This is a genomic window from Caballeronia sp. PC1, assembly GCF_021353155.1.
Taxonomy (GTDB): Bacteria; Pseudomonadota; Gammaproteobacteria; order Burkholderiales; family Burkholderiaceae; genus Caballeronia; species Caballeronia cordobensis.
In genome coordinates, this window is the sequence record NZ_JAJUBH010000001.1 from 1,668,803 (window position 1) to 1,693,171 (window position 24,369).

Consider the following 24,369-nt stretch of genomic DNA (forward strand, 5'->3'; position numbering starts at 1 on the left):
TTACTCGCCGCGCACCGGCCCGCGTCCCGCCTTGATCGCGCCGCGCTTCACCTTGCCTTCCACACGCCGCGTTTGCGAAGCGCGCGTCGGCTTGGTCGCGATGCGCTTGCGCCGCGTCACCGACACGCTGCGAATCAGTTCGTCGAGGCGCGCCAGGGCCGCCGCCCGGTTCATGTCCTGCGTGCGATGCTCCTGCGCCTTGATGACGATCACACCGTCGCGCGTCACGCGGCTATCGGAGAGCGCGAGCAGGCGCGCCTTGATGTGCTCCGGCAACGACGACGCGCGAATATCGAAGCGCAGATGGATCGCGCTCGACACCTTGTTGACGTTCTGACCGCCCGCGCCTTGCGCGCGCACGGCCGTCAGCTCGATTTCGTTGGGCGGCACGGCGAGGCTGTCGGTCGTCATCGTTCGATTTCCCTCGATAAGCGCTGCATGCGCGCGGCCAGCCCGGAATCGCGTTGCGTCGGTTCTCTCACCGCCTGCGCAAAGATCGCCGCCGAGCCGATCACGTCAATTCTGCGCTTCGCGCGCGTGATCGCCGTATACACCAGCTCGCGCGACAACACGCGCACGAACACGCCGGGCAACACGAGCGACGCATGCTCGAACTCCGAGCCCTGCGACTTGTGGACGGTCAGCGCGAACGCGGTATCGTGCGGCGGCAGCGCGGCGGGCGACACGTAGCGCAGCGCGCCATCGGCCATGCGGAACGCGACGCGCAGGAGCCCGTCCGCGCCCGGCAGCGCAATGCCGATATCGCCATTGAAAAGCCCGAGCGCATAGTCGTTGCGCGTGACGATCACCGGTCGTCCGGCGAACCACTGCGCACCAAGCGCAAGCGCAATGCCCGCCTGTTCGCGCACCTTCGCGGCGATGCGCGCGTTCACTTCGTCCACGCCACGCGGTCCCTTGCGGGTCGCGCACAGCACGCGATAGCGGTTGAGCGCGTCGAAGAGTTGCGCGTGATCGGCGTCTTCGTCTTCGAGCACCGCCAACAGCGCGTGCGCATACGGCGCGAAGCCCTTCGCGAGACGCGCGAGCGTGCGCTCGGAGAGCGCCGTGTCGCCATCGTCGAAAAGCGCGGCGGCGCGTTCGCCGGAAGCGTCGAGCGCATGAAGCGCGGCCTTTTCGTCGCCGTCGCGGATCGCGATCGACAAACGCCCGATGTCCGAATCGAGCCCGAAGCGATAGTTTTTCTGCAACCAGACGACGCAATCGGTCAGCGCGGATGCCGGGCCGGGCGCTTCCGGCGGCGCGTCGAAAAGTCCGAGCTGCGGATCGCTCGCCGGTGCTTCGGCATGCAGCAACACGGCCTGAAGCCGCTTCACGTCGAGCGCCAGCGCCGACGCGATCCGCGCGACGCCCGCGCCGCTGAACGACGGCTCGGCGCTCAGTTCCGCGAACACCGCGCCCGCCTCGACCGCCGAAAGCTGATCCTTGTCGCCGAGCATCACGAGCCGGCTCAACGGCGCGACGGCTTCGAGCAGGTGCGCCGCGAGCGCGACGTCGATCATCGAGGCTTCGTCGACGACGATCACGTCGTACGGCAGCGGATTGTCGCGATGATGCCGGAAGCGCCCGTCCGCCTGCACGCCGAGCAGCCGTTGCAACGTGAACGAGGTGCGCGGCAGCCGCGCGGCGAGTTCGGGCGGCAGCTTGTCGGCGCGCTCGATCAGCGCTTCCTGCATGCGCTGCGCGGCCTTGCCGGTCGGCGCGGCGAGCGCGATGCGCAGTTGCGGATCGTCGTCGAGCAGGCACGCGAGCACGCCCACGACGGTTGTGGTCTTGCCGGTGCCCGGGCCGCCGCTCACGATCGTCAGCCGCCCCGCCAGCGCAACGAATGCGGCAACGCGCTGCCAGTCGATCTCGTCGCCGGCGCGCGGGCCGAAATAGCGCGCGATGCGCGTAGCCTGCGCTTCGATAGCCCGCGGCGGCATCTGCGCACCCGAGCCGCGCGAGCGTTCGACGAGCGCCTCCGCGAGCCGCCGCTCGTAATCGAAGTAACGCGCGAGATAGAGCCGCCCATCCTCGTCGATGACGAGCGGCAGCAGATCAGCCGCGTCCTCACGCGCATCGTCGCGCACGAGGCACGCCACGCCGCTCGCGAGTAACGCGTCGCGCGCCTCGTGAAAGCGCTCGTCATGACGGCGCGCGAGCGCGGCGAGCGGCAAGCAGACGTGACCCTGCGCGGTGGCGCGGCTCAACGCCAGCGCGGCGCGCTCGGCCCACAGCACGCCGCGTTCGTCGGCGTCGAGCCGCGTCGCGAGCGCCTTCATGCGCCGCGCGAAGCCTTCCGCGAGCGCGGCGCTTTCGTCCGCGCCCGCGCGTTCGACGAGATCGGGCGTGACAGCGGGCGTACTCATGCCGCGCCTCCCGCCATCAGCCGGTCGAGCGCTTCGACCAGTTCCAGCGACGGCCGCCCGCGATGCACGCCGCTCGCCGCATCGCCGTCGCGCCAGTCGGGACGCACGCCGCGCACGAACAGATACAGATAGCCGCCGATATGCGTGTCGTACGCGTAGCCGGGCAAGCGCGCGCGCAAATAGCGATGCAGCGCGACCACGTACACGAGCGCCTGAAGGTGATACGCATGTTCCGCCATCGCAACGCCGAGCGGCGCGGCGGCGTAATCGGCGGCGTCGTCGCCGAGATGATTCGACTTCCAGTCGATGATCCAGTAACGGCCCTCGTGCTCGACGATCATGTCGATGAATCCCTTGATGAATCCGCGCAGCGCGCCGGACTCCAGCGCGACGTCGGGAAAGCCGTGCGCCGCGAGCACGCGCCGCAACGCGGTGAAATCGAGCGCCTCGGCCGGAAACAGAAACTCCAGTTCGTTCATGCGGCGCGTCATGGCGATGTCGTGCAGCCGCATGCCCGGCGCGATTTCGGCGGCGACGGTATCGGCAAGCAGGCGCAGCATCATCGGACGAAGCTGCGGCGCGAGCGCTTCCGGCGCGGGCGTCGGATGTTCGTGCAGCGCGCGCTCGACGGCTTCCGTCCACGTCGATGGCTCCGTGAAATCGGCAAGCTCGTACATGCGATGCAGGCATTCTCCCGCCGCCGCGCCGCGCGGAAACGCGAGGATGTCGTCTTCGGCGAGCGGCGCATCCTTCTTCGCCGACGCTTGCGCGCGCGCATCGTCCTTGAGCGCGGCGAGTGCGTCGTGATCGGGCCGCGCTTCGGCCGGCTGCGCCTGATTCGCTTCGTCGCGCGCGCCGGCGGCGATCAGCGAACTGAAGCTCGCCATGCGCCATGTGTCGCGCAAGATGCGCCGGTTCGTACGCGCGGCGATCTCGTGCTGCTTCGATGTATCGGCGACGAGCGGCTCGCGCATCTCGATGACCGGCAGCGGCGCGACGCCGATCGCGCCATCGCATTTCGCCGCGAGCGCGTGCCACGCCGCGGCGATCTCCGCGTCCTCGGGCGGCGCCTTGCTGAACGCGTCGAACTCGCGGCCGTTGCCCGCGACGAGCCAGTTGAGCACGCTGCGGCGCGACTCCTTCGTCGAGCGGTTCGAAAGATAAAAGCCCGCGACGACATAACAGCGGAACACCGCCCGCGTCAGCGCGACATACACGAGGCGCGCCCGCTCGGCGGCCTGCTCCCGCGCGATCGTCCCGCTCACGTGATTGTCCTCATCGCCTTCGATGCCGTAATGCAGCACGGCGACACCCGCATCGTCGTGATACTCGCGCGCATCCGGCAGGCCCGAAGCGGACGGCTCGCGCGCGCTGCCGTCGTTCAGGAACGGACAGAACACGACCGCATACTCCAGCCCTTTCGACTTGTGCACGGTCACGATCTGCACGAGATTGCGGTCCGATTCGAGACGCAGTTGCGCTTCCTCGCCGCCGCCTTGCCGCTCGCGTTGCGCGGCGAGCCAGCGCAGCGTCGGCGCGATGCCGGGCTGCTCGGCCGATCTCGCCTGCAACAGCTCCGCGAGATGATTGACATTGGTGAGCCGACGCTCGCCGTCGGGCCGCGCGACGAGACGCGTCGCGATCGACAATTCGCGCGCGAGCGTGCGCCACATCACGGCAAAACCGCGCTCGTGCCAGATCGTGCGATACCGCGAGAAGCGCTCGACCCAGCTCGTCGAATCGATCGGCTCGCCGTGCGGATCGGCGGCGTCGGCGTGTTCGAGACGCCAGAGCGCGGCGGCGTCGAGCCCGAACCAGTCGGTTGCGAGCGCCGCGCGCAGGCGGCGCAGGTCGCCGGGCGTATCGATGGCGGCGAGCACGCGCTCGATCTGCTCGGCGTCGGGCGAGCCGAACACCGAGGCCTGCGCGAGCTCGACACTGCCGATGCCCCACGACGCGAGCACGCGCTTCACCAGACTGCCCTGCCGATGCGTCTGCACGAGCACGGCGATATCGCCCGCCGACAGCGCCTTGTCGCCGATTCTCACTTCGCCGCGCGCCGCCCCGCGCAGAAGCCGCGCGATCTCGGCGGCGCAAGCTTCGGCGGCATCGCGCTGCGCATGGGTTTTTGCAAGCGCCGATTCGCCGTGCGGCAGCATCCACACGCAAAAATCGGCGATGTCGGCGTACGCCGCGGCGGGCGTCTCATCGACGAACGGTCCGCGCTTCCTCGTGCCCGCGCGCACCGGCTGATAGTCCAGCCCGTCGAGGATGAACGCTTTCGCATTCGCTTCGAACACGCGGTTGCACGCCTCGATGATCGGCGGCGTCGAACGCTGGTTGACCGCGAGCGTATAGCGCGCGCTCGCGCCGTCGCGCGCGGCGAGATACGTGTGCAGGTCGGCGGCGCGGAAACTGTAGATCGCCTGCTTCGGATCGCCGACGAGAAAAAGCGGCCCATGCGGCGCGAACACGCGGCTGAAGATCGCGTATTGCAGCGGGTCCGTGTCCTGGAATTCGTCGATGAGCGCGGCCGGATAACGCGCGCGCAAGGCCTCGGCGAGCCACGCATGCTTGACGAGCGCGTGATGCAGGTTCGACAGCAGATCGTCGAACGACACGACGCGGCGCGCGCGCTTTCGCGCGGCGAGTTCGCCGGGCGCGTAAGCGAGCCATTCGCGCACGATGTCGAGCCACATCGCACGCTGCGACGCCTCGGCGGCGGCGGCGGACGCGGCGAGCGCCTCGGCCTGGTCGAAGAAGGCGTGCACAGGCGGTGTGTTCTTCGCCTTCGTGCCTTTGGCGAGCGCGGTGGCCGTGAGCTTGAGCGCGCGTTCGGGCGGCGGCGCGTGGCAATCGCCTTCGGAGAAATAGGCGGTCCACGCGTCGATGGCCTCGCCCACGATCTTCGCGCTGTAGCTGTTGCCCTTGAGCGCGCCCTGCGCGTCGGCGAGCAGTTTCACGATGCTGTCGCGCTCGGCGTTCCACAGCGCGCAAGCCTCGTCGAACAGGGCCTGCATGTCGGCGGCTTCCGCCGCGCCGGTGTCGCCGAAGCGCAGCGCCGCAAGCGGCTTCTTCAGCCGCCGCGCGAGTTGCGCATCGAGCGATGCGGGTCCCGCGCCTTTCGCAACGAGCCACGACGCGAACGACGGCGTGCGCGCCGCGACCGGCTCGACGCGCTCGCGCCAGAAGTCCGCAGCCAGTTCGAAGCGCAGCGCGCTGTCGTCGGCTTCCATCTCGAACGCGAAGGGCATCGCGGCGGCGAACGGCGCTTCCTGCAGCGCGCGCTGGCAGAACGCGTGAATCGTGTGGATCGCGGCCTGATCGAACGTGGATACCGCGATGCGAAGGCGCTTCGCGGCTTCATCGGCATCGAGGTCCGCGAGCGTCGTATCGAAAAGTTGCTCGATGAACGGATCGCCGGCGGCGTCGCCGTTTTCGATTGCATGCGCGACGCCCGCGAGCCGCGAGCGGATGCGCTCGTGCAACTCGGCGGTCGCGGCCTTCGTGAATGTCACGACCAGAATCTGCTCGACGGACAGCCGCTTTTCGAGCAGCAGGCGCACATAGAGCGCGCAGATGTTCCACGTCTTGCCCGTGCCGGCGGATGCCTCGATCTGGTTCACGCCGTCGAGCGCGCATGAGAAGACGTCGAGTTCGCGCACTTCGTTGTTATCCAAGATAGTCATGCGCCGCTCCGCAGATGTTGCACGAGCGGTTCGAACACAATGCGCGCGATGGCCGCGAAGGCGTCGTCCAGTGCGAGATTCGCGCCGCGAAACGCGATGCGCAAAACGGGATCGTCGGACTCGGCGCGCGTGCGCTCCGACTCCCACGCGCCCTGCGCTTTCGCATCGCCCTCTTTCACCTTGAGCCACGCGCTTTTCGGAAAGAACCGGAGCGGCATGCGCCGTCCCGCGCGATACAGCGCGGCGAGCGCGGCGAGATGCGCGAGCGGATCGGCGACGGGCGCGAGCTCGAAATCCGCCGCCTGCGAGCCGCGGCCATGCCACACCGTGCGGCGCGGGCCGTCGGGCAGCGCCGCGCAATACGCGAGATGCGCGAGCCACGCCGAAAGATAGTCGCGCGCGCGCGGCGCGTCGTAGCGATAGATCACCTGACCTTGCGGCGTCAGCGCGTTGAGCGTGCCGACGAGCGTCATCGGACGGAGATCGACGAGTGCATCGTCGTGCGCGCCGAAGAGCGCGACGTCATCCTGATCGTGTGGATGGGGCCAGCGCGGCGTGAGATCGAGCGAGAACGGCAGACGTTCGATGCCCGCCGCCGTCGACGCGCGCACGCGCTCCGCGAGATGTCCGAGCGCGTGCAGTTCGCGCGCCTGCCACACGCCGCCCGTCGCGCCGCCGGGCATTTCGGGGCTTGCCCGCGCGACACGGCGCGCGCGTTCGCGGGCGGTGCGATCGTTGTCGTCGGCGGCTTCGAGCAACGCGGGCAGCACGCGCGCGGCGAGCGCATCGCGGCCTGAGAAGCCCAGTTCGAACGGCTCGGTGTCGTCGAGCTCGGCTTCGGCATCGAAGAGCGCGATGCCGAGCCTGTCGCGCAAAAGCGCGCGCGCAGGATGCCGCCAGAAGCGCACGAAGTCGTCGAAAGCGACCGTCTGCACGTCGTCTTCGCGCGGCAGGGGCGCGGAGAAAAACGGCGCGACCGGCTGCGTTTTGCCGGACTCCAGCGCGCGCGCGAGTTCGGCGCGCTCGGGCTCGTAGGTGAAGAGCCGGCCTTCCTCGTTGAAATAATCGGGCGCGTAAGGCTGCAGCGGATGCTCGAATACGAAGCTCGCGCGCGCCGCTTCGAGCGCCTCGGGCGCCGCGTGCTTGCCCGCCACCGACTTCGCCAGATAGTCGAGCAGTTCGTCGATAAGCGCAGCGGGCGGCAGCACGGCGTTGTCGCGAATGCTGCGGCCCGTGTAGGCGATCATGAACCGGTCGCGCGCGGCCAGCATGAGATCGAGGAACAGATTGCGCTCGTCGTCGCGGCGCTGCCGGTCGCCGAGCCGGGAAAAGCGCGCCATCAGGTCGAACTCGTCGGCGCGCGTGAGGCTCGGCAGCATGCCGTCGTCCATGCCGAGCAGGCAGACCACGCGGTACGGCAGGCCGCGCAGGCTCGTCAGCGACGAAAACGTGACGCCGCCCCACGGCACGCCGCCGCGCGCGGGATCGTCGAGCGTATCGGTGAGCGCGGTGCGGATCACCGCCGCCGACACTTCCGTTGCGCCCGCGCCTTCGTCCATCGCCACGACGAGCGCATCGATCGCGCCGCGCACGTCGGACAGCACGTCGGTAAAGGCCACGCCGGCATCGAAAAAGCGTTCGAGCGCATCGAGCAGCAGATCGCCCCAGGCGCGCGCGGTGCGCGGGCTCGCGATGCGCTCGGCGAAGGCGTCGATGTCGTCGACGAAGCGCGTGAGGCGGCCGAGCAACTCGGCGTCCGAGCCGTTCGCGCCTTCGATCGGCAGCCACTCCGCGACCGGCGCGCCGCCCTCCGGCAACGCGTAGCCGAGATAGAGACGCGTGAGCGCATCGGCGAACGTGTGGCGGGCGGCGGGCACGTCCGCGGCCGTGACTTCGTCCGGGCGCAGGCCGCGCCGCGCGCCCGCTGCCGCGAGCCACGCCTGCGCCGTTTCGAGCGCGCTGGCGTCGATGCCGTAGCGCGCCGCGATGGCGTCCACGCGCAGCCATTCGACGAGCTCCGGCGCGCCGACGCTGCGTTCGGTGAGCGCGAGCCAGTCGATAAGCGCGCGCGCCACCGGATTCGCCTGCGACGGCGGCAGGCCCGTGATGCGATACGGAATGCGCCGCCGTTCGTTGCTCGCGCCCGCGGGCGCGGTGCCGAAAATGCCGTCGATGAGCGGCCCCGCCACGGCGAGGTCCGGAAACGCGACGAGCACGTCCGACGGCTCCAGCCCTTCGATATCGTCGAACCAGTCGAGCAGCCGGTCGTGCAGCACTTCGAGCTGGCGCGACAGGCTGTGGCACACATGCACTTCGATGCCGTTCGCGGTGATCGCCTCGGGCTGCGGCCCGGCGTTCTCTTCATCGAGCGCGAGAATGCCGTTCTGCACCCGCGCGAGCCAGGTCGGGGCGGGATTGCCTTCGAAATGCTGCCGTTCGCTGGACGCCGCGCGCTCGGTCAGTTCGTGCAGCATGTGAAGCTGAGCCTGCGTCTGCCGGCCCCATTCCGCGAGCAGCGGATGACCGACTTCCTGGTAATCCGCCTCGCCTTTCAATTCGAGTTGCTCGACGCGCGCCTCGCTCACGATATCGAACCAGAACTCGCGGCACGGATTGCTTGCGTAGACGCGCACGTCGATCCAGCGCGACAGCTCGCGCAAAAGCGCGATATGCAGCGGCGGCATGGTCGGCAGCGCGAACACGCTGATGCGGCGCGGCCATTGCGCGCGCATCGCGGCATCGAGATCGAGGTTGGGCGCATCGGCGAGAAAGCGGTACGCGGGCGGCGTCGGGTCTTTTTCGTGGCCGTTCGCATCGACCGCGAGATCCGCGAGCAGCGCGCGCCAGAGCGCGGCCTGCCAGCGTTCGTCCTCGCGCTGGATCTCGTTCGCGCCCGCGAGGCGCGGACCGCGCGTATCGCTTTCGGCGCCTGAGCCGGAAGCGCCCGCCAGGATCGACCCGCCCGCCTGCCATTGCCCCAGCCACTCCGGCCGATAGGTCAGATAGTGGTCAAAGACCGTTGCGATGCGGCGCACGAGCTCGTAGCGCATCGAATCGTCGGCGGCGTGGAGGTAGGTCGAGAGCCGCGCCGAATCGCCGAACGACGGGTCTTCGAAGAGCCGGTAGCAGCGCCACGCGAGCCGGTCCGGCGCGAACGGCGAATGCGCGGGCACCGGCAGCACGCGCCCGATCTGCGCCCACAGCCACTGCGCCAGATAGCAGAAATCGACGTTCGCGCAGATGCCGAAGCGCCCGGCCATGTCGAGTTCGAGCCGCCGCCGCAGGGCCGCGCTCGGCACGATCACGGCCTCGCGCGCGAAGGGATCGCCCTCGCGCATCGCGAAGGCGTCGAGGTCTTCGAAGAGCGCGGCGGCGAGCGTCTCGTGACGGTTCGAATAGAAGAGTTCGAGCATGGAAGGCGGTTTGCTACACGCCAAAAAATGGCGCGATTTGAAAAGCTTTGTCAGTTCAGGCGCCAGCATAGCAAAGCACGCGCGGCGCCGAGAACCTGGCCGAATGGCCGAGGTCCGAAGCCCATGGGAGTTGAGTTAGACTCGTTCTCGCCTCGTCCCCCGAAACATCAACGAGCGTCAAAAAACAGGAAGTCGATGCGCTATTCGTTCGAAATCAGGAAGTTTATTTACAGCCAGTATTTCTTCGGCGGCTTGCGCATCGCCGTGGGCGTGTCGCTACCCGCCGTTCTGATGCTCATCGTTTTTCACAATCGCGAGCTTGGTTTCACGATCGCGACCGGCGCGCTCGGCGCGTGCGTCGTCGACATGCCCGGCCCGCTGCGGCACAAGCACAACGAGATGCTGGCGTGCTCGATCATCGGCTTCGTTGCGGCGCTTGCAACGGGCATCGCGTCGGCGCATCCGCTCACGCTCTGGCTGACCATCGTGCCGCTCACGTTCGTGCTGTCGCTCATCGTCGTGTACGGCAACCGCTGGCCGCAGATCAGTTTCGCCACGCTCTTCATGATGGTCGTCACGCTCGAAGAGCATTTCACGCCGATGCAGGCGCTCGTCAACGCGTCGTGGATTCTCCTGGGCGGCCTCTGGTACACGTACTGGGCGACGCTCGTGAGTCATCTGCTCGTGTATCGCATCGAGCAGCAGGCGCTGGCCGAAAGCATGTTCAGCTGTGCGGAGTATCTGCTCGCGCGCGCCGAGTTCTACGATGGCGAGGCCGATCTCGACGAATGCTACCGCGCGCTCATCGAAAAGCAGATCGCGGCCGTGGAGCGGCAGGAAGCGGCGCGCGACATCGTGCTGCGCAATCTGCCGAAAGTGAAGAGCGGCAAGCTCGACCCGCGGCGCGCCCGGCTCTTCAACCTGTTCATCAATGTGGTCGATCTGCACGAGTTTTTCGTCGGCGCGCATACGGATTATCCGCTCGTCAGAAAGACCTTCGCGGGCTCGGACGTGCTCGTTTTCTATCGCGACCTGATGCGCAAGGCCGCCGCCGACCTCGAGGAAATCGGGCTTGCGGTGCTGCAAAACGATCCGGCCGGCAAGCAGATCAGCGTGAAAGCCGAACTGCGCGCGATCGAATACGAGCTGGAACTCATGCGCAAGCATGGCCTGCCGGAGAAGAATCCCGAAGCGTACACGGCGGCCACCGCCGTGTTCAGGCGCTTGTGGAGCGCCACGCGCCTCATCGACAAGATGCGCCGCCGCACACGCGACGACGCGAGCCAGACCGAAACCGAAGTGCGGATCGACCACGCGCTGTCGCGCTTCATTTCGAGCCGGCGCGTGCCGTTCATGCAGATTTTCTCCAATCTCACGATGGCCTCGCCGAGCTTCCGGCATGCGTTGCGCGTGACCATCGCGGTGGGCATCGGTTACTGGGTCGGGCGTCTTTTGCCGCTCACCAACGCGTACTGGATCGTGATGACCACCGTCATCATTCTGAAGCCCGGCTACTCGCTCACGAAGCAGCGCAATACGCAGCGGATTATCGGCACGGCGATCGGCTGCGCGGTGACCATCGCGCTGATTCTCTTCGTGAAGGAGCCGCATATCCTGCTCATCGTGATGTTCGCGTCGATGGTGATGAGCTACAGCCTGCTGCTCTTCAACTACGCGGCGAGCGTGGTGTTCACCTCGTCGTATGTGCTCCTGATGTTCCATCTGCTCGCGCCGGGCAGCTTGCGGCTCATCGGCGAGCGCGCGATCGACACGGTCGTCGGCTGTGCGATCGCCATTGCGGCGAGTCATCTTTTCCCGTACTGGGAATACCGGCTGATGGGCAAGCTCGTGAAAGACCTGCTCGCCGCCACGCGCAACTATCTCGAAGCCAGCTGGTGGTGGCGGGCGAAGCCTGCGGCGCAGGCGGCTCAGACGCAGGCGGCGCAGGCAGAAAAGGCGCGCGCGGCTTCTCCGGCCGATCGCGCGGTCTTTGCCGATGCGAATGCGCTCGCCGCTGTGACGGCGGCTGCCACGGCCGGTGAAGCCGTCAACGAGGCGCCGCTCGACCCGGCCATCGTCGCGGATTCGGCCATGAAGGCCGCGAGCGCGACGGCGCAACGCCTGTCGTCGGTAAGCATCGGGGAAAGCACGGCGGCCACGGCGAGCAAGGGCGCGTCCGCCGCGGCGACGGTCGCCGCCACCGCGCTCGACCGCGACTTCCGCTACCGGCTTGCGCGCAAGAACGTGCACATTGCGTTCGCCAATCTGGCGCAGGCGTTTCAGCGCATGATGCTGGAGCCGAAGGCGCAGCAAAGATACGTCGCCGAACTGAACGACCTGCTCGTGCAGAGCCATGTGCTCGCCTCGCAGATCACCGCCGCCGCGCCGCTGCTGCAATCGCTCAATGAAGCGGGCGGCCAGCCGTTCGATCCGGTGCAGCGCACCTTCGGCGCCGTGCGCGACAATCTCGCGGGCGCCGAGGACAATCTTCCCGCCGCGCCGCAGCCCGATACGCCGCTTGCGCAAGCCGAAGCCTTGAAGGCGCTGCGGCGCGATCTCGACAAGATGGTGGTCGAGGCCGAGCGTGCGCAGTCGCTGCCCGCCGACGCGCTGCATGATCTGAAGCTGCTCGCGCATCAGTGCAAGCAGATGTTGACGGCCGCGTCGCTCATCGGAAAAGACGCGGCGCAGATTCGTCTGCCGGCCTGACGCCGCTATTGGGACGCGCCGATCGCGGGGACGGCCGGACGCACGTCGCTCGCAGCGGACGGCTGCGCGTTGTCCCGATCGAACTCGCGTTTTTCGCGGATCGCGTTAAAAAGGACCGTGCCGATCACGATCAAAACGACTACGACGATGAACACGCTCACGGCGCGGGTCGGGTTTTTCTTCGGTTTGTCGTGGCGGGGATCGCGTGGGGCGTTGTTCATGGAGGGAAGCGTGGGAAAGGCGCGGTTCGTGGAAAGAACCGCCATCCTACCCTCGATGGATTTCAGTCGGGTTGCGCCGCACTGGCGCGCTCCCGTGCTCGACGGCGCAAAGCGTTTCGCCATGCGCACGTCCGGCCTGAAATTCTCTGCTGCACCGGCGCGCTTGAACGCCGTCTCCTTGAGCGGCAATACTACTCACGATTCCATGCGCATCCGATCCCGGCTCGGCTGCAAGGGGCAAGGCCGGGATACCTAGTGACCGGACGCGTTGCGCCGCCCTCCCCGGGCGGCTTTTTTATTCGAATGGCCGGGCGACGTTGCCCGCCCGACGCCATCCGCGGCGCAATGAAAAAGCAAGAATGGCGGATCTTGCGATTCCGCCATTCTCGCTTCATCACGCGGCGGTTTGTCAGAACACGACCGTGCGATCGACGACGACCTTGCCGTCGACGACCACGAGCGTGGACGTCATTCCGGACTGAGTCGGCGTACTCGGCTCGATCGGGCAGGACTTGCCGGATTGCTTCGCGGCTCCGCCCGCGACACCGGATTGAGCCAATGCATGACGGCTGATTTCAATCATTGTGTTTGTTCCTCTGGATTAAGGCCCGCAGGCCGTGATGACGAGACGGGGCACGCCCCCTTGGGCTTTTTGATTCGATAAGGATATCGAATCTCATCGAATCTAATGCCCAGCGAGTCTCATCATACACACGCTCAATCTCCGCGTATTGCTTGTAATTCCTAACTTTATCTGCGAATAAGCAGTGAGCAGGCGCGATTTTCCTGCAGCGCCTGCGCGCATCCGAAGTTTAAGGCGCAAGCGTCGGCCGCACCGGCAACGCCGTCGAATACTTGATCTGCTCCATCGCGAAGCTCGAACTCACGTCATAAAGCGGCACCGCGCGAATGAGCTGCTTGTACACGCGATCGTAGTCGTCGATATCGGACACCACGACGCGCAGAAGATAATCGGTCTCGCCGCTCATCCGGTACACCTCGACCACTTCCGGAATGTCGCGCACGGCGCGCGTGAAATCTTCCGCCCATGTCTGCGTGTGCTGATTCGTGCGCACCGCGACGAACACCGTCGTGCCCACGCCCAGCTTCTTCGGATCGCAAAGCGCCACCTGCGCGCGAATCACGCCCGTCTCCTTAAGCCGCTGAACGCGCTTCCAGCACGGCGTCTGCGACAGATTCACGCGTTGCGCGAGCTCCGCGATGGGCATCGTCACGTCGTTCTGCAGCAATTCGAGCAGTTTGCGGTCGATGAGGTCCATTCCCATGCTGCACCCCTTGGAGGAAATTATTCTATTTCTGGCTATCCGAGCGGAATTATATGGAAACTATTTCTGGAGGCAAGCCGGTATAAATAGTTTGACCCGATAACGACAGCAAGACGGCCCTCTCACTATGCGATCCGAACATGTCAGCCGCCCGACGCGGCCCTTCTTCCCCGCTTCCGGCGGCACTCCGAGCGCGACGCTGGAACAGCTGTGCCGCGAAATCGACGCCGCGTTCGAGGCCGCCGAAACGGCGCCTGGCGCGTCGTTCGGGCAACGCGTGCGCCTCGCGCTGCAACGCGCCATCGCCGGACCGGACCTGCTGCGCCCGGATCAGCGCACAAGCAATGCGCAAGCCTATTGCCGTCATCTGCTCGCCGCCGATCCACTGAATCGCTATGCGATCGCCGCGCTCGTCTGGGAGCCGGGGCAAGCGAGCCCGGTGCATGGCCATCGGACGTGGTGCGGCTATGCGGTGATCGAAGGCACGCTGGAGGAAACGCTTTATCGCTGGGACCCGCTCGACCATTGCGCGGTCGCCACGCGGCGGCATGCCCGCGCGCCGGGCGCGGTGTCCTACGTGGATGCGGGACGCGGCGCGATTCATCAACTCGGCAATCCCGCCGATGCCACCGCGCGCGCCGTGTCGCTGCATATCTACGGCGTCGCGGGCGCGCAGATCGCCACGCATGTCAACGATCTGCTCGCGGCATAAAGCGACGTAAAGCGGCGCGCGCTCAGCCCTTCCCCGGCTCGGACGCCGTCGGAATCTGCGGCGGAATCGGCACGGACTGATCCGTCGGCGGCGGCGCGGCCTGCGGTTCGTGCGACACGTCGCGCGCCGCGGCCGTCGCGGGTTTCGTCCCACGCGCAAGGCCCGACGCGGCCGTCAACGCTTCTTCTTCCTCTTCCACCGGCGCGTTCGCCTCGCCGGTCCAGATGCGGCGCGCGCGTTCGCGCCCTTCGGCGTCGAGGCCGGACATCGCATCGCGCGTCATCTGAACGTGCATCTGCGGCACCGGAATCTCCATCCCCGCTTCGTCCATCTTGCGCTTGATGCGCAGATTGAACGCCCGCGCGACGCTCCATTGCTGCAGCGGCCGCGTCTTGATCTGCCCTTTCACGACCATCCAGTTCGGATCAAAGCGGTCGAGGCCCCACACTTCGACCGGCCCGAGCATTTCGAGGCAGTAACGGAAATCGGCCATCAGATCGGCGCCGACTTCGCGGATCATCTGCGTGACGTCGTCGATGTCGGCGGAAAACGGCACGCGCACTTCAAACACCGCGTATGCGAAGTCGCGCGACAGGTTTTTCACCGTCTTGATCTGCGAGAACGGAATCGCGTGGATCGCGCCCTGCCCGTCGCGCAGACGCACCGTGCGTATCGTCAGACTTTCGACGATGCCCGCGTGGCCGCCTTCGACCTCGATCGAATCGCCGACCGAGATCGTGTCCTCGATGATGATGAAAAGCCCCGTGATCAGATCCGCGACCAGCGACTGCGCGCCGAAACCGACCGCGAGGCCGATCACGCCCGCGCCGGCGAGCAGCGGCGTCACGTTCAGGCCGAGATTGGCCGCCGTGACGATCGCCGCGACCGTCAGCAGGAACACGAACACGACGTTGCGCACGAGGGGCAGCATGGTGCGCGCGCGCATGCTCGGACCGCGCCCGCCGCGCCGCGCGGCGTCCGGGCGCAGCGCTTCCTGAATGCCCGTGTCGATGAGAATCCAGATCAGCCAGACGACGAAGAACGTCAGCACGATCATTGCGACCGCGTGCGTGATGCCGCGCGCCGCCACGCTTTGCTCGGCCATGTGCGCGAGCGAAAAGCCCCAGAAGCGCGACGACAGTTCCAGAAACACCAGCCACACGCCGACGACGATCATCGTGCCGACGAACTTGATCAGCCGGCGCACGTACGCCGATTGCCGGCGCGGCTTGCGTGACTTGGGCCGCGTGATGCGCACGACGATCGCCGACAGAAAGAACGCGACGACGAGCAGCCCCGCGGTCGCGATCGCCATCTGCAAGACGTTCTCCGACGTGCCGATGCCCATCAGCGTCGCCACCACCGACGCCGACGCGAGCAGCAACAGCGGCAACTGCCACAGCGAGGCGACCACTTCGAAGGTCTCGGTCGCGGCCTTGCGCGTGTTGCGCTGCTCGTAGGTGCGGCTGCGGATCAGATGCGCGACGGGACGCTGATAGGCCAGCGCGAAGTACGCGGTGAGGCCCGCCGCGCCCATGTTCGCGCAGGTCGATATCAGCGCGGAGAGATTGGTGCCGAGTTGCTGCGCGACATCGTAATTGGCGGCGGCATCGCCGAGTGCGCCGAGCGTGCCGATCAGAAACAGCAGCCGCCGCGCGCGCACGATCAGCACGTTCACCGCCACGCGCCGGTGCGCCGAGCCGAACAGCGAAAACATGATGAGACAGATCGCCGAGAACACCGCGCCCGCGACGATCGCGTAAGCGGTGACCATCGCCAGCGTGCGGCCGAGCGACAGCGGCATGTAATGCGTGAACGTCAGCGCCGCGAGAAACGCGAACAGATACGGCGCCACGCGGCGCAGCGTGAAGCGCAGCAGTTCGCCCGTGGTCGGATTCGAATGCAGGCCCGTGTCGATGCCGTAGCGCGCCTGCACACGCCGCTGGATGTACACGAGGACGAACGCGCACGCGCCCCAGCCCAGGAGCGTCGCGAAGAAGTTGAAGAGCGTGCGGCCGAACGATTCGCGGCTCTGGCTCGTGACGATCGTGAAAAGCTCGTTGCCCGCCGCGTTGAAGCGTCCGACCCAATACGCGAACGGCGTCTTGCCGCGCTTCACGTCGGCTTCGATGTTGGTGAGCGCCGACGCGATCGCGCCGAGCAGGCCCGCGTTCTGCGCCATCGTCGCGACGACAGAAGGCGCCGCCGGAGCGGACGCCGGCGTGCCGCTCGCCGCGGCGTCGGAGGCCGCAACGCCCGATGCGGGCGCGGCGGTATCGGCGGCGCGCTTGGCGTCGCGCAGATGCTTCAGCTGCGCGACGAGCGCCGCGCGCTGCTTGTCGCTGTCGAGCGTCGTGATGATGTTGTCGAGCGAGCGCAGCATCTCGGCATCGGACATGGCGGGCGTATCCACTCCCGACGCGGGCTCCGGCGCGGATGCGGGCGCGGCCGGCGTGATCAGTTCCTGAAACGTAGGCAGCGTGAGTGCGGGCCCCGCGTGGGCGATCGATGCGGCAAGCATCGACGAGATGACCAACGAAATTGCGCAGCCAATATGTCGCGCGCGGACCCGCGCGAGCGCCGCCATCCAGGACATCGCGACTGACGCCCACGCGCGTGGCCGCGCGAGGTTGCGTGACTTCATAACGGTCTCGATTTCTGAAAGACCGCCAGTTTAGCGGCTGTGACTAGACGCCCGACCGTTGCGGACGTAACCGAATGTTAAGCGTCGCGCGCCGATTTTTCAGATGAAACGGTGCTGCGATTCGTCCCGCGACACGCTTTTTCGCGCTATTTGTCCATCTCCGTGCGCGCACCGCTGCCTTCGCCCGAAGGACTGGCCGCCCCCGCCGACGTGTTCGACGCGCTGCCCTGCGCGGACCATTCCTGCAGCTTGCGTCCGGCCGACTGCAGGCCGGCGCCGGTCGCGCTCGCGGCATTATTGATCGCGGCGTTGGTCGCGCTTGCCGCATTGTCGAAGTTCGAGCGGGCCGTCGCGGCCACGCCGCTCGCGGAAATATCGGGCATCGAGCCGGCATTGTCGATGTTCTGCTGCGCCGACTGCTTGGCCGCATCGACTTTCTGGCCGACGTAGCTCGCCGCCTGATCGAACTTCTGGCTGGTCTGGCTCGCCAGGTTGTTGAAGGCGCCCGCGGCCTGTCCCGCGGTGGCGTCGTGCTTCTCGCATGCGGCGAGCACGCCGAGCGCCGCGAGCGCGATGGCGATTCGGGTCATGGGATTCATCTGCATGGCGTTACCTCCCGCGTAATGCGTGCGCTTTCGCGCGCACGGCTGTGAGCATCTCAAGATTTCGGCCACATCATACGACACGTCGAATGGCCGAACCTTGCATCGCAGGGGAACCTGATCGCCGACAAGCGCACTCTATTAGCCTTTCAAAATGGTTTCATAGAAAGCGCATCCGCAAAAAAATCGTGAATAGAACGTTCCCTCTACATTTAAGAGACTTCTGGTTTTAGCCGATATCGCCTTGGCATATATTCGCCGCGTCCCGCCTCCACGATGTCCAGCACCATGCTCTTCATGAATGTCGCTATCGCCCTTGTCGCAGGGTGCATGTTGTTCGAGCCGTTTACCCGCGCCCCGATCTCACGATTCACGACTGTCCGCATGCGCCGCAATCTGGCCAATCGCTCGTACTATCAGGCGGGCGCGGCATTCTTCGCTGCCTTGCTCATTGCGACAACCCCGCCGCCGCCCCAACAAATCTCGCCGCTGATCGTCTTCGCCGTCGCGCTGCTGCTCGTGTGCGCGAGCGTCTACTGGATTGTGCGCGGCAAGCGTTTGCGCAAGCCGCCGCGTGTGTTCAGCAGCCTGTATTGAGCTTTAGGCGCGACGAGCATCGCGCCTTCGCCGCCTCGCTTGCAGGTCCCCTTCGCAGGTCCCCCGCCTTCCCCGCGTCCGTCTAGCCGATGCGGCTCGTCCGCATTAAAGGTATATTCGCGCCGAAGCATTTCGCGAACGCGCGGGCGAAAAAAAAGGCGCTACGTTTCCGTAGCGCCTTAAAAGTTCTAGCCATTCCGAGGGCCGTGCTAGAACCTGAGAGCCTGTCATCAAACCTTAACGGGAGGCGCATTCGCGCACATCGCTTCGGGTTTCGAAATTCGGTTCCATTTTTTCCGGGATCGCTGCTCAAGTCAAGCAAAATTTCGCAGTCCGGGCAAGTGCCCATCCGTCGCTCAACTCATGCCATTGCGGAAAAAACTTTCATAAGTGATGCCGCTTATTGTGAACTCTTGCATCGTTTGCAAGTTTCTTGATTCCTGCTTGTAGAATTGCGTCAGTTATCAAATAAAACGATGTTTCACAAAACAAATGCCTATGCAAATTGATCGGTCGATGGGCCGAGAGCGTGTCCGGGAAAAGGACGGCGAAGAAGTCACTGCGCTTGCGCGCGGGCTGGACGTGCTGCGCAGGATCGCCGCCGCCGATGCGCCCGTGAGCAACCGCGAGCTGACCGACTGGACCGGCATTCCGAAGCCGACGATCTCGCGCATTACCGCGACGCTCGTCGGCGCGGGACTGCTGCATCGTCTGCCGGACAGCGAACGCTTCGTGCTGACCGCGTCCGTGCTCGAACTGAGCAACGGATTCTTACGCAATTTCGATATTCGCGCACGGGCGCGCCCGTTTCTCATCCGGCTCGCCGAGCATACAGGACTATCTGTCCATCTAGCCGTGCGCGATCGTTTGGAAATGGTTGTAATCGATGCCATTCGGCCGCGATCGGCCGTGCTCGTCTCGCGGCTCGAAGTCGGCGGCCGCATGGACCTGAGCCGCACGGCGGTCGGGCGCGCCTATCTCGCGGTGCTGTCGGAGGCGGATCGGCGTGCGCTCATCGGCAGTCTCCAGACCGCATCGGGCGACGACTGGCCGGCCATCTCGGGCGGCTTGCAGCGCGGCATCGACGATGCATTGCGCCTGGGCTTCGCGACTTCCCTCGGCGAATGGCATCACGGGCTCAACGCCGTCGCGGCCGGCTTCGTCGGACCGTCGGAAGAGCGCTACTCGGTCAACTGCGGCGGCGCCGCGCATCAATGCCCGCGCGAAATCCTGTTCGACGCCGTAGCGCCCGCCCTGCTCGAATGCATCGGGAACATCACGCGCGAGATCGGCGGCACGCACGCCACGACCGCGGCGCGCGCCGCCAGTTAGACTGAGCGCCGCGTGAAACGGTGAAGGGTCGTCGAAAGCCTGCGCCCGCACGCGTGTAACAGTCGTAATCAACAGAAAGAATGACGGGTGGACGGCCCTTGGTGCGGGACGTAGCATCATGCTTCGCGCGCACCGGGGCCGCGCCGCGAGTCCAGCCTACTCTCCGGCCTTGCGCCCGCTTTCGCGGCCCCGACCATGCAAGGCTTCCGCTTCGGTTGCGGTTCATGCGCGCCCGAATCGCGACCGCCGCCCATCCGCGCTCCGTACGACAGTTTGAAAGACCCAGCCACCGAACCGATGGACGACCATAAGAATCCCTCCGGGCAGCGCCCGACGCCTCCTACACACGCCGCCATCGAGCCCGCGCCGCGGCGTCGCCGGATCGTGCCGCTCATCGTCGCGATCCTGATCGTCGCGGGCGCGCTCGCGTGGTGGCATCCGTGGAATCGCGGCAGTGGCAGCGGCAGCGGCGCGAGCGGCCAGTCCGAAGCGCGTCAGGGCGGCCGGCGCGGTGGCCCCAGCGCGGCGAACCAGCCGCAGCCGGTGCACGTGGCGAGCGTCACGCAGGGTGAAATGCCGGTCGTCATCAATTCGCTCGGCACGGTCACGCCGCTTGCGAACGTCACGGTCAAGACGCAACTGAACGGCACGCTCGTCGATGTCGCTTTCAGGGAAGGCCAGATGGTCAAGAAAGGCGACGTGCTCGCGCAGATCGATCCGCGTCCGTATGAAATCTCGTTGCGCAACGCCGAAGGCGCGCTCGCGAAGGATCAGGCGCTCCTGCAGACCGCGCGTCTCGACTTGCAGCGCTACCAGACGCTGCTGTCGCAGGATTCCATCGCCAAACAGCAGGTCGACACGCAAGCCTCGCTCGTGAAGCAGTACGAAGGAGCGGTGAAGTCCGACCAGGCAAACGTCGATACCTACAAGCTCGACCTGACCTACGCGCGCATCACGGCGCCGGTGTCGGGGCGCGTCGGCCTGCGCCAGGTCGATCCCGGCAACTACGTGACGACCGGCGACACCAACGGCGTCGTCGTCATTACGCAGTTGCAGCCAATCAGCGTGATCTTCACGACTTCGGAAGACAATCTCGCCGCCATTCTCAAGCCGCTGCGCGCGGGCACGAAGATGTCGGTCACGGCATACGACCGCGCCAACACCACGGCGCTCGAAGCGGGCTTCCTCGAAACGGTCGACAACCAGATCGACACGACCACCGGCACGGTCAAGCTGCGCGCCACGTTCGACAACAAGGAAAGCATGCTTTTCCCGAATCAGTTCGTGAACACGAAACTGCTCGTCGACGTCATCAAGAGCGCGACCATCGTGCCGACTTCCGCGGTGCTGAACGGCTCCTCGGGCGCGTTCGTGTACGTCGTGAAGCCGGACAACACCGTGACGGTGCGCAACGTGAAGATCGGCCCGGTCGACGGCGAGCGCACCAGCATCAAGTCGGGCCTGCAAGTGGGCGAGCGCGTGGTGATCGACGGCTCGGACCGCCTCAAGGAAGGCGCGAAAATCACGATTCCGGCCGAAAAGGCGAAGGCGGCTTCCGGTACATCGGGCGCTTCGGACGCTTCGGCGGCCGCGCCCGCTTCCGCCGCCTCGGGCACGCGCCACGGCGGACATCGCCGCCAGCAATCGCAGCAGCCGTAACACGTTAGCCAACGCATGAATCCATCCCGCATTTTTATCCTGCGCCCGGTCGGCACGGCGCTCCTGATGGCGGCGATCATGCTGGTCGGCCTGGTCGCGCTGCGCTTTCTGCCGCTCTCCGCACTGCCCGCCGTCGACTATCCGACCATTCAGGTGCAGACGTTCTATCCGGGCGCATCGCCCGACGTGATGACGTCGAGCGTCACTGCGCCGCTCGAAAAGCAGTTCGGGCAGATGGCGAGCCTGAATCAGATGTCGTCGCAAAGCTCGGCGGGCGCGTCGGTCATCACCTTGCAGTTCTCGCTCGACCTGCCGCTCGATATCGCCGAACAGGAAGTGCAGGCGGCGATCAACGCGGCGGGCAACCTGCTGCCCTCCGACCTGCCCGCGCCGCCGATCTACGCGAAGGTGAATCCCGCCGACGCGCCGATCATGACGCTCGCGGTCAGCTCGAAAACACTGCCGCTGACTCAGGTTCAGGATCTCGCGGACACGCGTCTCGCGCAGAAGATCTCGCAGGTGGCGGGCGTGGGTCTCGTTTCGGTGAGCGGCGGCAACCGTCCCGCCGTGCGCATCCGGGCGAACACGCGCGCGCTCGCGTCGTATGGCCTGAATATCGACGACCTGCGCACCACGATTTCCAACCTCAACGTCAATACGCCGAAGGGCAACTTCGACGGCCCGACGCGCGCGTACACGATCAACGCGAACGACCAGCTCACCGACGCCGCCGCCTACCAGAGCGCGGTGGTCGCCTATCGCAGCGGCCGGCCGGTGATGCTGACCGATGTCGCGAGCATCGTCGAGGGACCGGAGAACACGAAGCTCGGCGCCTGGGTCGATTCGACGCCCGCCATCATCCTGAACGTGCAGCGACAGCCGGGCGCGAACGTGATCGCGGTCGTCGACGGCATCAAGAAAATCCTGCCGCAGTTGCAGCAGTCGCTGCCCGCGGCGCTCGACGTGCGCGTCGTCACCGATCGCACCACCACGATTCGCGCGTCCGTGCGCGACGTGCAGTTCGAGCTCGCGCTGTCGGTCGTGCTGGTCGTGCTCGTCATCTATCTGTTCCTCGCGAACGTCTACGCGACCATCATCCCGAGTTTGTCCGTGCCGCTCTCGCTGGTCGGCACGCTCGCGGTCATGTATCTGTGCGGCTTTTCGCTCGACAACCTCTCGCTGATGGCGCTCACCATCGCGACGGGTTTCGTCGTCGACGACGCCATCGTGATGATCGAAAACATCGCGCGTTACGTCGAGGAAGGCGATCCGCCGCTCGAAGCGGCATTGAAGGGCTCGAAACAGATCGGCTTCACCATCATTTCGCTGACGGTGTCGCTCATTGCCGTGCTGATTCCGCTGCTCTTCATGGGCGATGTCGTCGGCCGCCTCTTCCATGAATTCGCGATCACGCTCGCGGTGACCATCGTCATTTCGGCGATCGTCTCGCTCACGCTCGTGCCGATGATGTGCGCCAAGCTGCTGCGCCACACGCCGCCGAAGGAAAGCAAGCGCTTCGAGGCGCGCGCGCATCAGTTCATCGATTACGTGATCGGGCGCTATGCGGTCGCGCTCGAATGGGTGCTGGAGCGGCAGCACGCGACGCTGTTCGTCTTCGTGCTCACGCTCGTTTTCACGGCCGTGCTGTACGTCTACATTCCGAAGGGCTTCTTCCCGACGCAGGACACGGGCGTGATCCAGGCCATCACGCAGGCGCCGCAGGCCGCGTCGTATCAGGCAGTCGCCGAGCAGCAACAGGCGCTGGCGAAGAAGATTCTGCAGAACCCTGACGTGGAAAGCCTGACCTCGTTCGTCGGCGTCGACGGCACGAATATCACGCTCAACAACGGGCGCATGCTGATCAACCTGAAACCGCGCGACGACCGCGACAACACGTCGAGCGAGATCATCCGCACGATCCAGAGCGAAGTGGCGGACATTCCCGGCATCAAGCTCTATATGCAGCCGGTGCAGGATCTGACGATCGACTCGACCGTGAGCCCCACGCAATATCAGTTCATGCTGACGGACCCGAATCCGGCCGAATTCGCGGAATGGGTGCCGAAGCTCGTCGACCGCCTGCAGCACACGTCGATCTTGACGGACGTCGCGACGGATCTGCAGCAGAACGGCCAGTCGGTGTATATCGAGATCGACCGCGCGACGGCGGCGCGCTTCGGCATCACGCCCGCGACGGTCGACAACGCACTCTACGATGCGTTCGGCCAGCGCATCATCTCGACGATCTTCACGCAGTCGAACCAGTACCGCGTGATTCTGGAAGCCGAACCGTCCGACGCGCACTACAGCGAGACGCTCAACGGCATCTACCTGCCCTCCTCCACCGCGAGCAACGGCCAGGTGCCGCTTTCGTCCATCGCGAAGTTCCACGAGCGCGCGGCGCCGCTGCTCGTCACGCACCTCGGCCAGTTTCCGGCGACGACCGTCTCGTTCAACCTCGCGAAAGGCGCGTCGCTCGGCGAGGCGGTGAAGGCGATCGAGCAGGCGAAGCAGGACATCGGCTTGCCCGCGTCGTTCCAGATCCGCTTCCAGGGCGCGGCGCTCGCGTTCCAGGCGTCGTTGTCGAACGAACTGTTCCTGATTCTCGCGGCCATCGTCACGATGTACATCGTGCTCGGCGTGCTGTACGAGAGCTTCATCCATCCGATCACGATTCTCTCGACGCTGCCTTCCGCGGGCGTCGGCGCGCTGCTCTCGCTGATGATCACCGGGCACGATCTCGACATCATCGGCATTATCGGCATCGTGCTGCTGATCGGCATCGTGAAGAAGAACGCGATCATGATGATCGACTTCGCGCTCGAAGCCGAACGCGATGAAGGCAAGCCGCCGCGCGAGGCGATCTTCCAGGCGTGTCTCCTGCGCTTTCGCCCGATTCTCATGACGACGATGGCCGCGCTGCTCGGCGCGCTGCCACTGATGCTCGGCTGGGGTGCAGGCTCGGAGCTGCGGCATCCGCTCGGCATCGCCATCGTCGGCGGCCTGATCGTGTCGCAGTTGCTCACGCTCTTCACCACGCCCGTCATTTATCTCGGCTTCGATTCGCTCGCCCGCAAGCTGCGCGCGCGCTTTGGCCGCGCGCCGGACGCGGCGGCCGCCGGTGAAGGACGGTAAG

At 66.1% G+C, this 24,369-nt stretch carries 15 protein-coding genes; 6 read left to right on the forward strand and 9 right to left on the reverse strand.

Annotation, left to right across the window (positions count from 1 at the left end):
- From arfB to recC, 4 genes are read right to left on the reverse strand one after another with little or no spacing between them, the layout of a single operon-like run.
- Complete coding sequence (gene arfB, locus LY284_RS08085; RefSeq protein ID WP_014190927.1) at window positions 1–411, reverse strand: alternative ribosome rescue aminoacyl-tRNA hydrolase ArfB; 411 nt, start codon at window positions 409–411, stop codon at window positions 1–3.
- On the reverse strand, window positions 408–2,369 hold the full coding sequence (gene recD, locus LY284_RS08090) for an exodeoxyribonuclease V subunit alpha (RefSeq protein ID WP_014190926.1): 1,962 nt from the start codon (window positions 2,367–2,369) through the stop codon (window positions 408–410). Before recD ends, arfB begins: the two co-directional genes overlap by 4 nt.
- Complete coding sequence (gene recB / locus LY284_RS08095; RefSeq protein ID WP_233385758.1) at window positions 2,366–6,058, reverse strand: exodeoxyribonuclease V subunit beta; 3,693 nt, start codon at window positions 6,056–6,058, stop codon at window positions 2,366–2,368. The genes recD and recB overlap by 4 nt, the downstream gene beginning before the upstream one ends.
- Window positions 6,055–9,471 (reverse strand): exodeoxyribonuclease V subunit gamma, encoded by a 3,417-nt coding sequence (recC, locus tag LY284_RS08100; RefSeq protein WP_233385760.1) that lies wholly within the window; start codon window positions 9,469–9,471, stop codon window positions 6,055–6,057. The genes recB and recC overlap by 4 nt, the downstream gene beginning before the upstream one ends.
- Before the next feature lie 195 nt (window positions 9,472–9,666).
- Between recC and LY284_RS08105 the strand changes: the two genes are divergently transcribed.
- On the forward strand, window positions 9,667–12,180 hold the full coding sequence (locus LY284_RS08105; RefSeq protein ID WP_014190923.1) for an FUSC family membrane protein: 2,514 nt from the start codon (window positions 9,667–9,669) through the stop codon (window positions 12,178–12,180).
- A gap of 5 nt (window positions 12,181–12,185) precedes the next feature.
- On the opposite strand, the gene LY284_RS39220 is transcribed toward LY284_RS08105, so the two are convergent.
- The 3 genes from LY284_RS39220 to LY284_RS08120 form a co-directional block, all read right to left on the reverse strand.
- The gene (locus tag LY284_RS39220; RefSeq protein WP_014190922.1) at window positions 12,186–12,590 is read right to left on the reverse strand and encodes a hypothetical protein; all 405 of its coding nucleotides are present in this window, start codon (window positions 12,588–12,590) and stop codon (window positions 12,186–12,188) included.
- Between the two features lie 220 nt (window positions 12,591–12,810).
- Window positions 12,811–12,984, reverse strand: a complete 174-nt coding sequence (locus tag LY284_RS08115; RefSeq protein WP_156902993.1) for a hypothetical protein — start codon at window positions 12,982–12,984, stop codon at window positions 12,811–12,813.
- Window positions 12,985–13,213: 229 nt separating this feature from the next.
- Window positions 13,214–13,687: an Lrp/AsnC family transcriptional regulator gene (locus LY284_RS08120; RefSeq protein ID WP_014190921.1), complete on the reverse strand. Its 474-nt coding sequence runs from the start codon at window positions 13,685–13,687 to the stop codon at window positions 13,214–13,216.
- 127 nt (window positions 13,688–13,814) lie between these two features.
- Between LY284_RS08120 and LY284_RS08125 the strand changes: the two genes are divergently transcribed.
- Entirely contained in the window at window positions 13,815–14,399 is a 585-nt protein-coding gene (locus tag LY284_RS08125; protein ID WP_014190920.1) for a cysteine dioxygenase family protein, read from the forward strand.
- 22 nt (window positions 14,400–14,421) lie between these two features.
- Here the strand turns inward: LY284_RS08125 and LY284_RS08130 are convergent, their stop codons facing one another.
- Both LY284_RS08130 and LY284_RS08135 read right to left on the reverse strand, forming a co-directional pair.
- A complete protein-coding gene (locus tag LY284_RS08130) occupies window positions 14,422–17,043 on the reverse strand; it encodes a mechanosensitive ion channel family protein (protein ID WP_233385762.1) in 2,622 nt (873 codons plus the stop codon).
- A gap of 146 nt (window positions 17,044–17,189) precedes the next feature.
- Complete coding sequence (locus tag LY284_RS08135; protein ID WP_014190918.1) at window positions 17,190–17,648, reverse strand: hypothetical protein; 459 nt, start codon at window positions 17,646–17,648, stop codon at window positions 17,190–17,192.
- Between the two features lie 381 nt (window positions 17,649–18,029).
- Here LY284_RS08135 and LY284_RS08140 point away from each other — a divergent pair, with 381 nt between their 5' ends.
- The 4 genes from LY284_RS08140 (at window position 18,030) to LY284_RS08155 (ending at window position 24,368) form a co-directional block, all read left to right on the forward strand.
- Window positions 18,030–18,242 (forward strand): hypothetical protein, encoded by a 213-nt coding sequence (locus tag LY284_RS08140; RefSeq protein WP_050878265.1) that lies wholly within the window; start codon window positions 18,030–18,032, stop codon window positions 18,240–18,242.
- A gap of 498 nt (window positions 18,243–18,740) precedes the next feature.
- Complete coding sequence (locus LY284_RS08145) at window positions 18,741–19,574, forward strand: IclR family transcriptional regulator (RefSeq protein WP_014190917.1); 834 nt, start codon at window positions 18,741–18,743, stop codon at window positions 19,572–19,574.
- A gap of 297 nt (window positions 19,575–19,871) precedes the next feature.
- A complete protein-coding gene (locus LY284_RS08150) occupies window positions 19,872–21,233 on the forward strand; it encodes an MdtA/MuxA family multidrug efflux RND transporter periplasmic adaptor subunit (RefSeq protein ID WP_014190916.1) in 1,362 nt (453 codons plus the stop codon).
- 15 nt (window positions 21,234–21,248) lie between these two features.
- Window positions 21,249–24,368 (forward strand): MdtB/MuxB family multidrug efflux RND transporter permease subunit, encoded by a 3,120-nt coding sequence (locus tag LY284_RS08155; RefSeq protein WP_014190915.1) that lies wholly within the window; start codon window positions 21,249–21,251, stop codon window positions 24,366–24,368.
- The last annotated feature ends 1 nt before the right edge of the window (window position 24,369 follow it).

Excerpts from the sequence above, each read along its gene's own strand:
- LY284_RS08130 (WP_233385762.1), bottom strand. The coding sequence starts at position 17,043 with ATGAAGTCACGCAACCTCGCGCGGCCACGCGCGTGGGCGTCAGTCGCG.
- LY284_RS08105 (WP_014190923.1), top strand. The coding sequence starts at position 9,667 with ATGCGCTATTCGTTCGAAATCAGGAAGTTTATTTACAGCCAGTATTTC.
- recD (WP_014190926.1), bottom strand. The coding sequence starts at position 2,369 with ATGAGTACGCCCGCTGTCACGCCCGATCTCGTCGAACGCGCGGGCGCG.
- recC (WP_233385760.1), bottom strand. The coding sequence starts at position 9,471 with ATGCTCGAACTCTTCTATTCGAACCGTCACGAGACGCTCGCCGCCGCG.
- LY284_RS08150 (WP_014190916.1), top strand. The coding sequence starts at position 19,872 with ATGGACGACCATAAGAATCCCTCCGGGCAGCGCCCGACGCCTCCTACA.
- arfB (WP_014190927.1), bottom strand. The coding sequence starts at position 411 with ATGACGACCGACAGCCTCGCCGTGCCGCCCAACGAAATCGAGCTGACG.
- LY284_RS08115 (WP_156902993.1), bottom strand. The coding sequence starts at position 12,984 with ATGATTGAAATCAGCCGTCATGCATTGGCTCAATCCGGTGTCGCGGGC.
- recB (WP_233385758.1), bottom strand. The coding sequence starts at position 6,058 with ATGACTATCTTGGATAACAACGAAGTGCGCGAACTCGACGTCTTCTCA.
- LY284_RS08145 (WP_014190917.1), top strand. The coding sequence starts at position 18,741 with ATGCAAATTGATCGGTCGATGGGCCGAGAGCGTGTCCGGGAAAAGGAC.
- LY284_RS08120 (WP_014190921.1), bottom strand. The coding sequence starts at position 13,687 with ATGGGAATGGACCTCATCGACCGCAAACTGCTCGAATTGCTGCAGAAC.
- LY284_RS08155 (WP_014190915.1), top strand. The coding sequence starts at position 21,249 with ATGAATCCATCCCGCATTTTTATCCTGCGCCCGGTCGGCACGGCGCTC.
- LY284_RS08125 (WP_014190920.1), top strand. The coding sequence starts at position 13,815 with ATGCGATCCGAACATGTCAGCCGCCCGACGCGGCCCTTCTTCCCCGCT.
- LY284_RS08135 (WP_014190918.1), bottom strand. The coding sequence starts at position 17,648 with ATGCAGATGAATCCCATGACCCGAATCGCCATCGCGCTCGCGGCGCTC.
- LY284_RS08140 (WP_050878265.1), top strand. The coding sequence starts at position 18,030 with ATGCGCCGCAATCTGGCCAATCGCTCGTACTATCAGGCGGGCGCGGCA.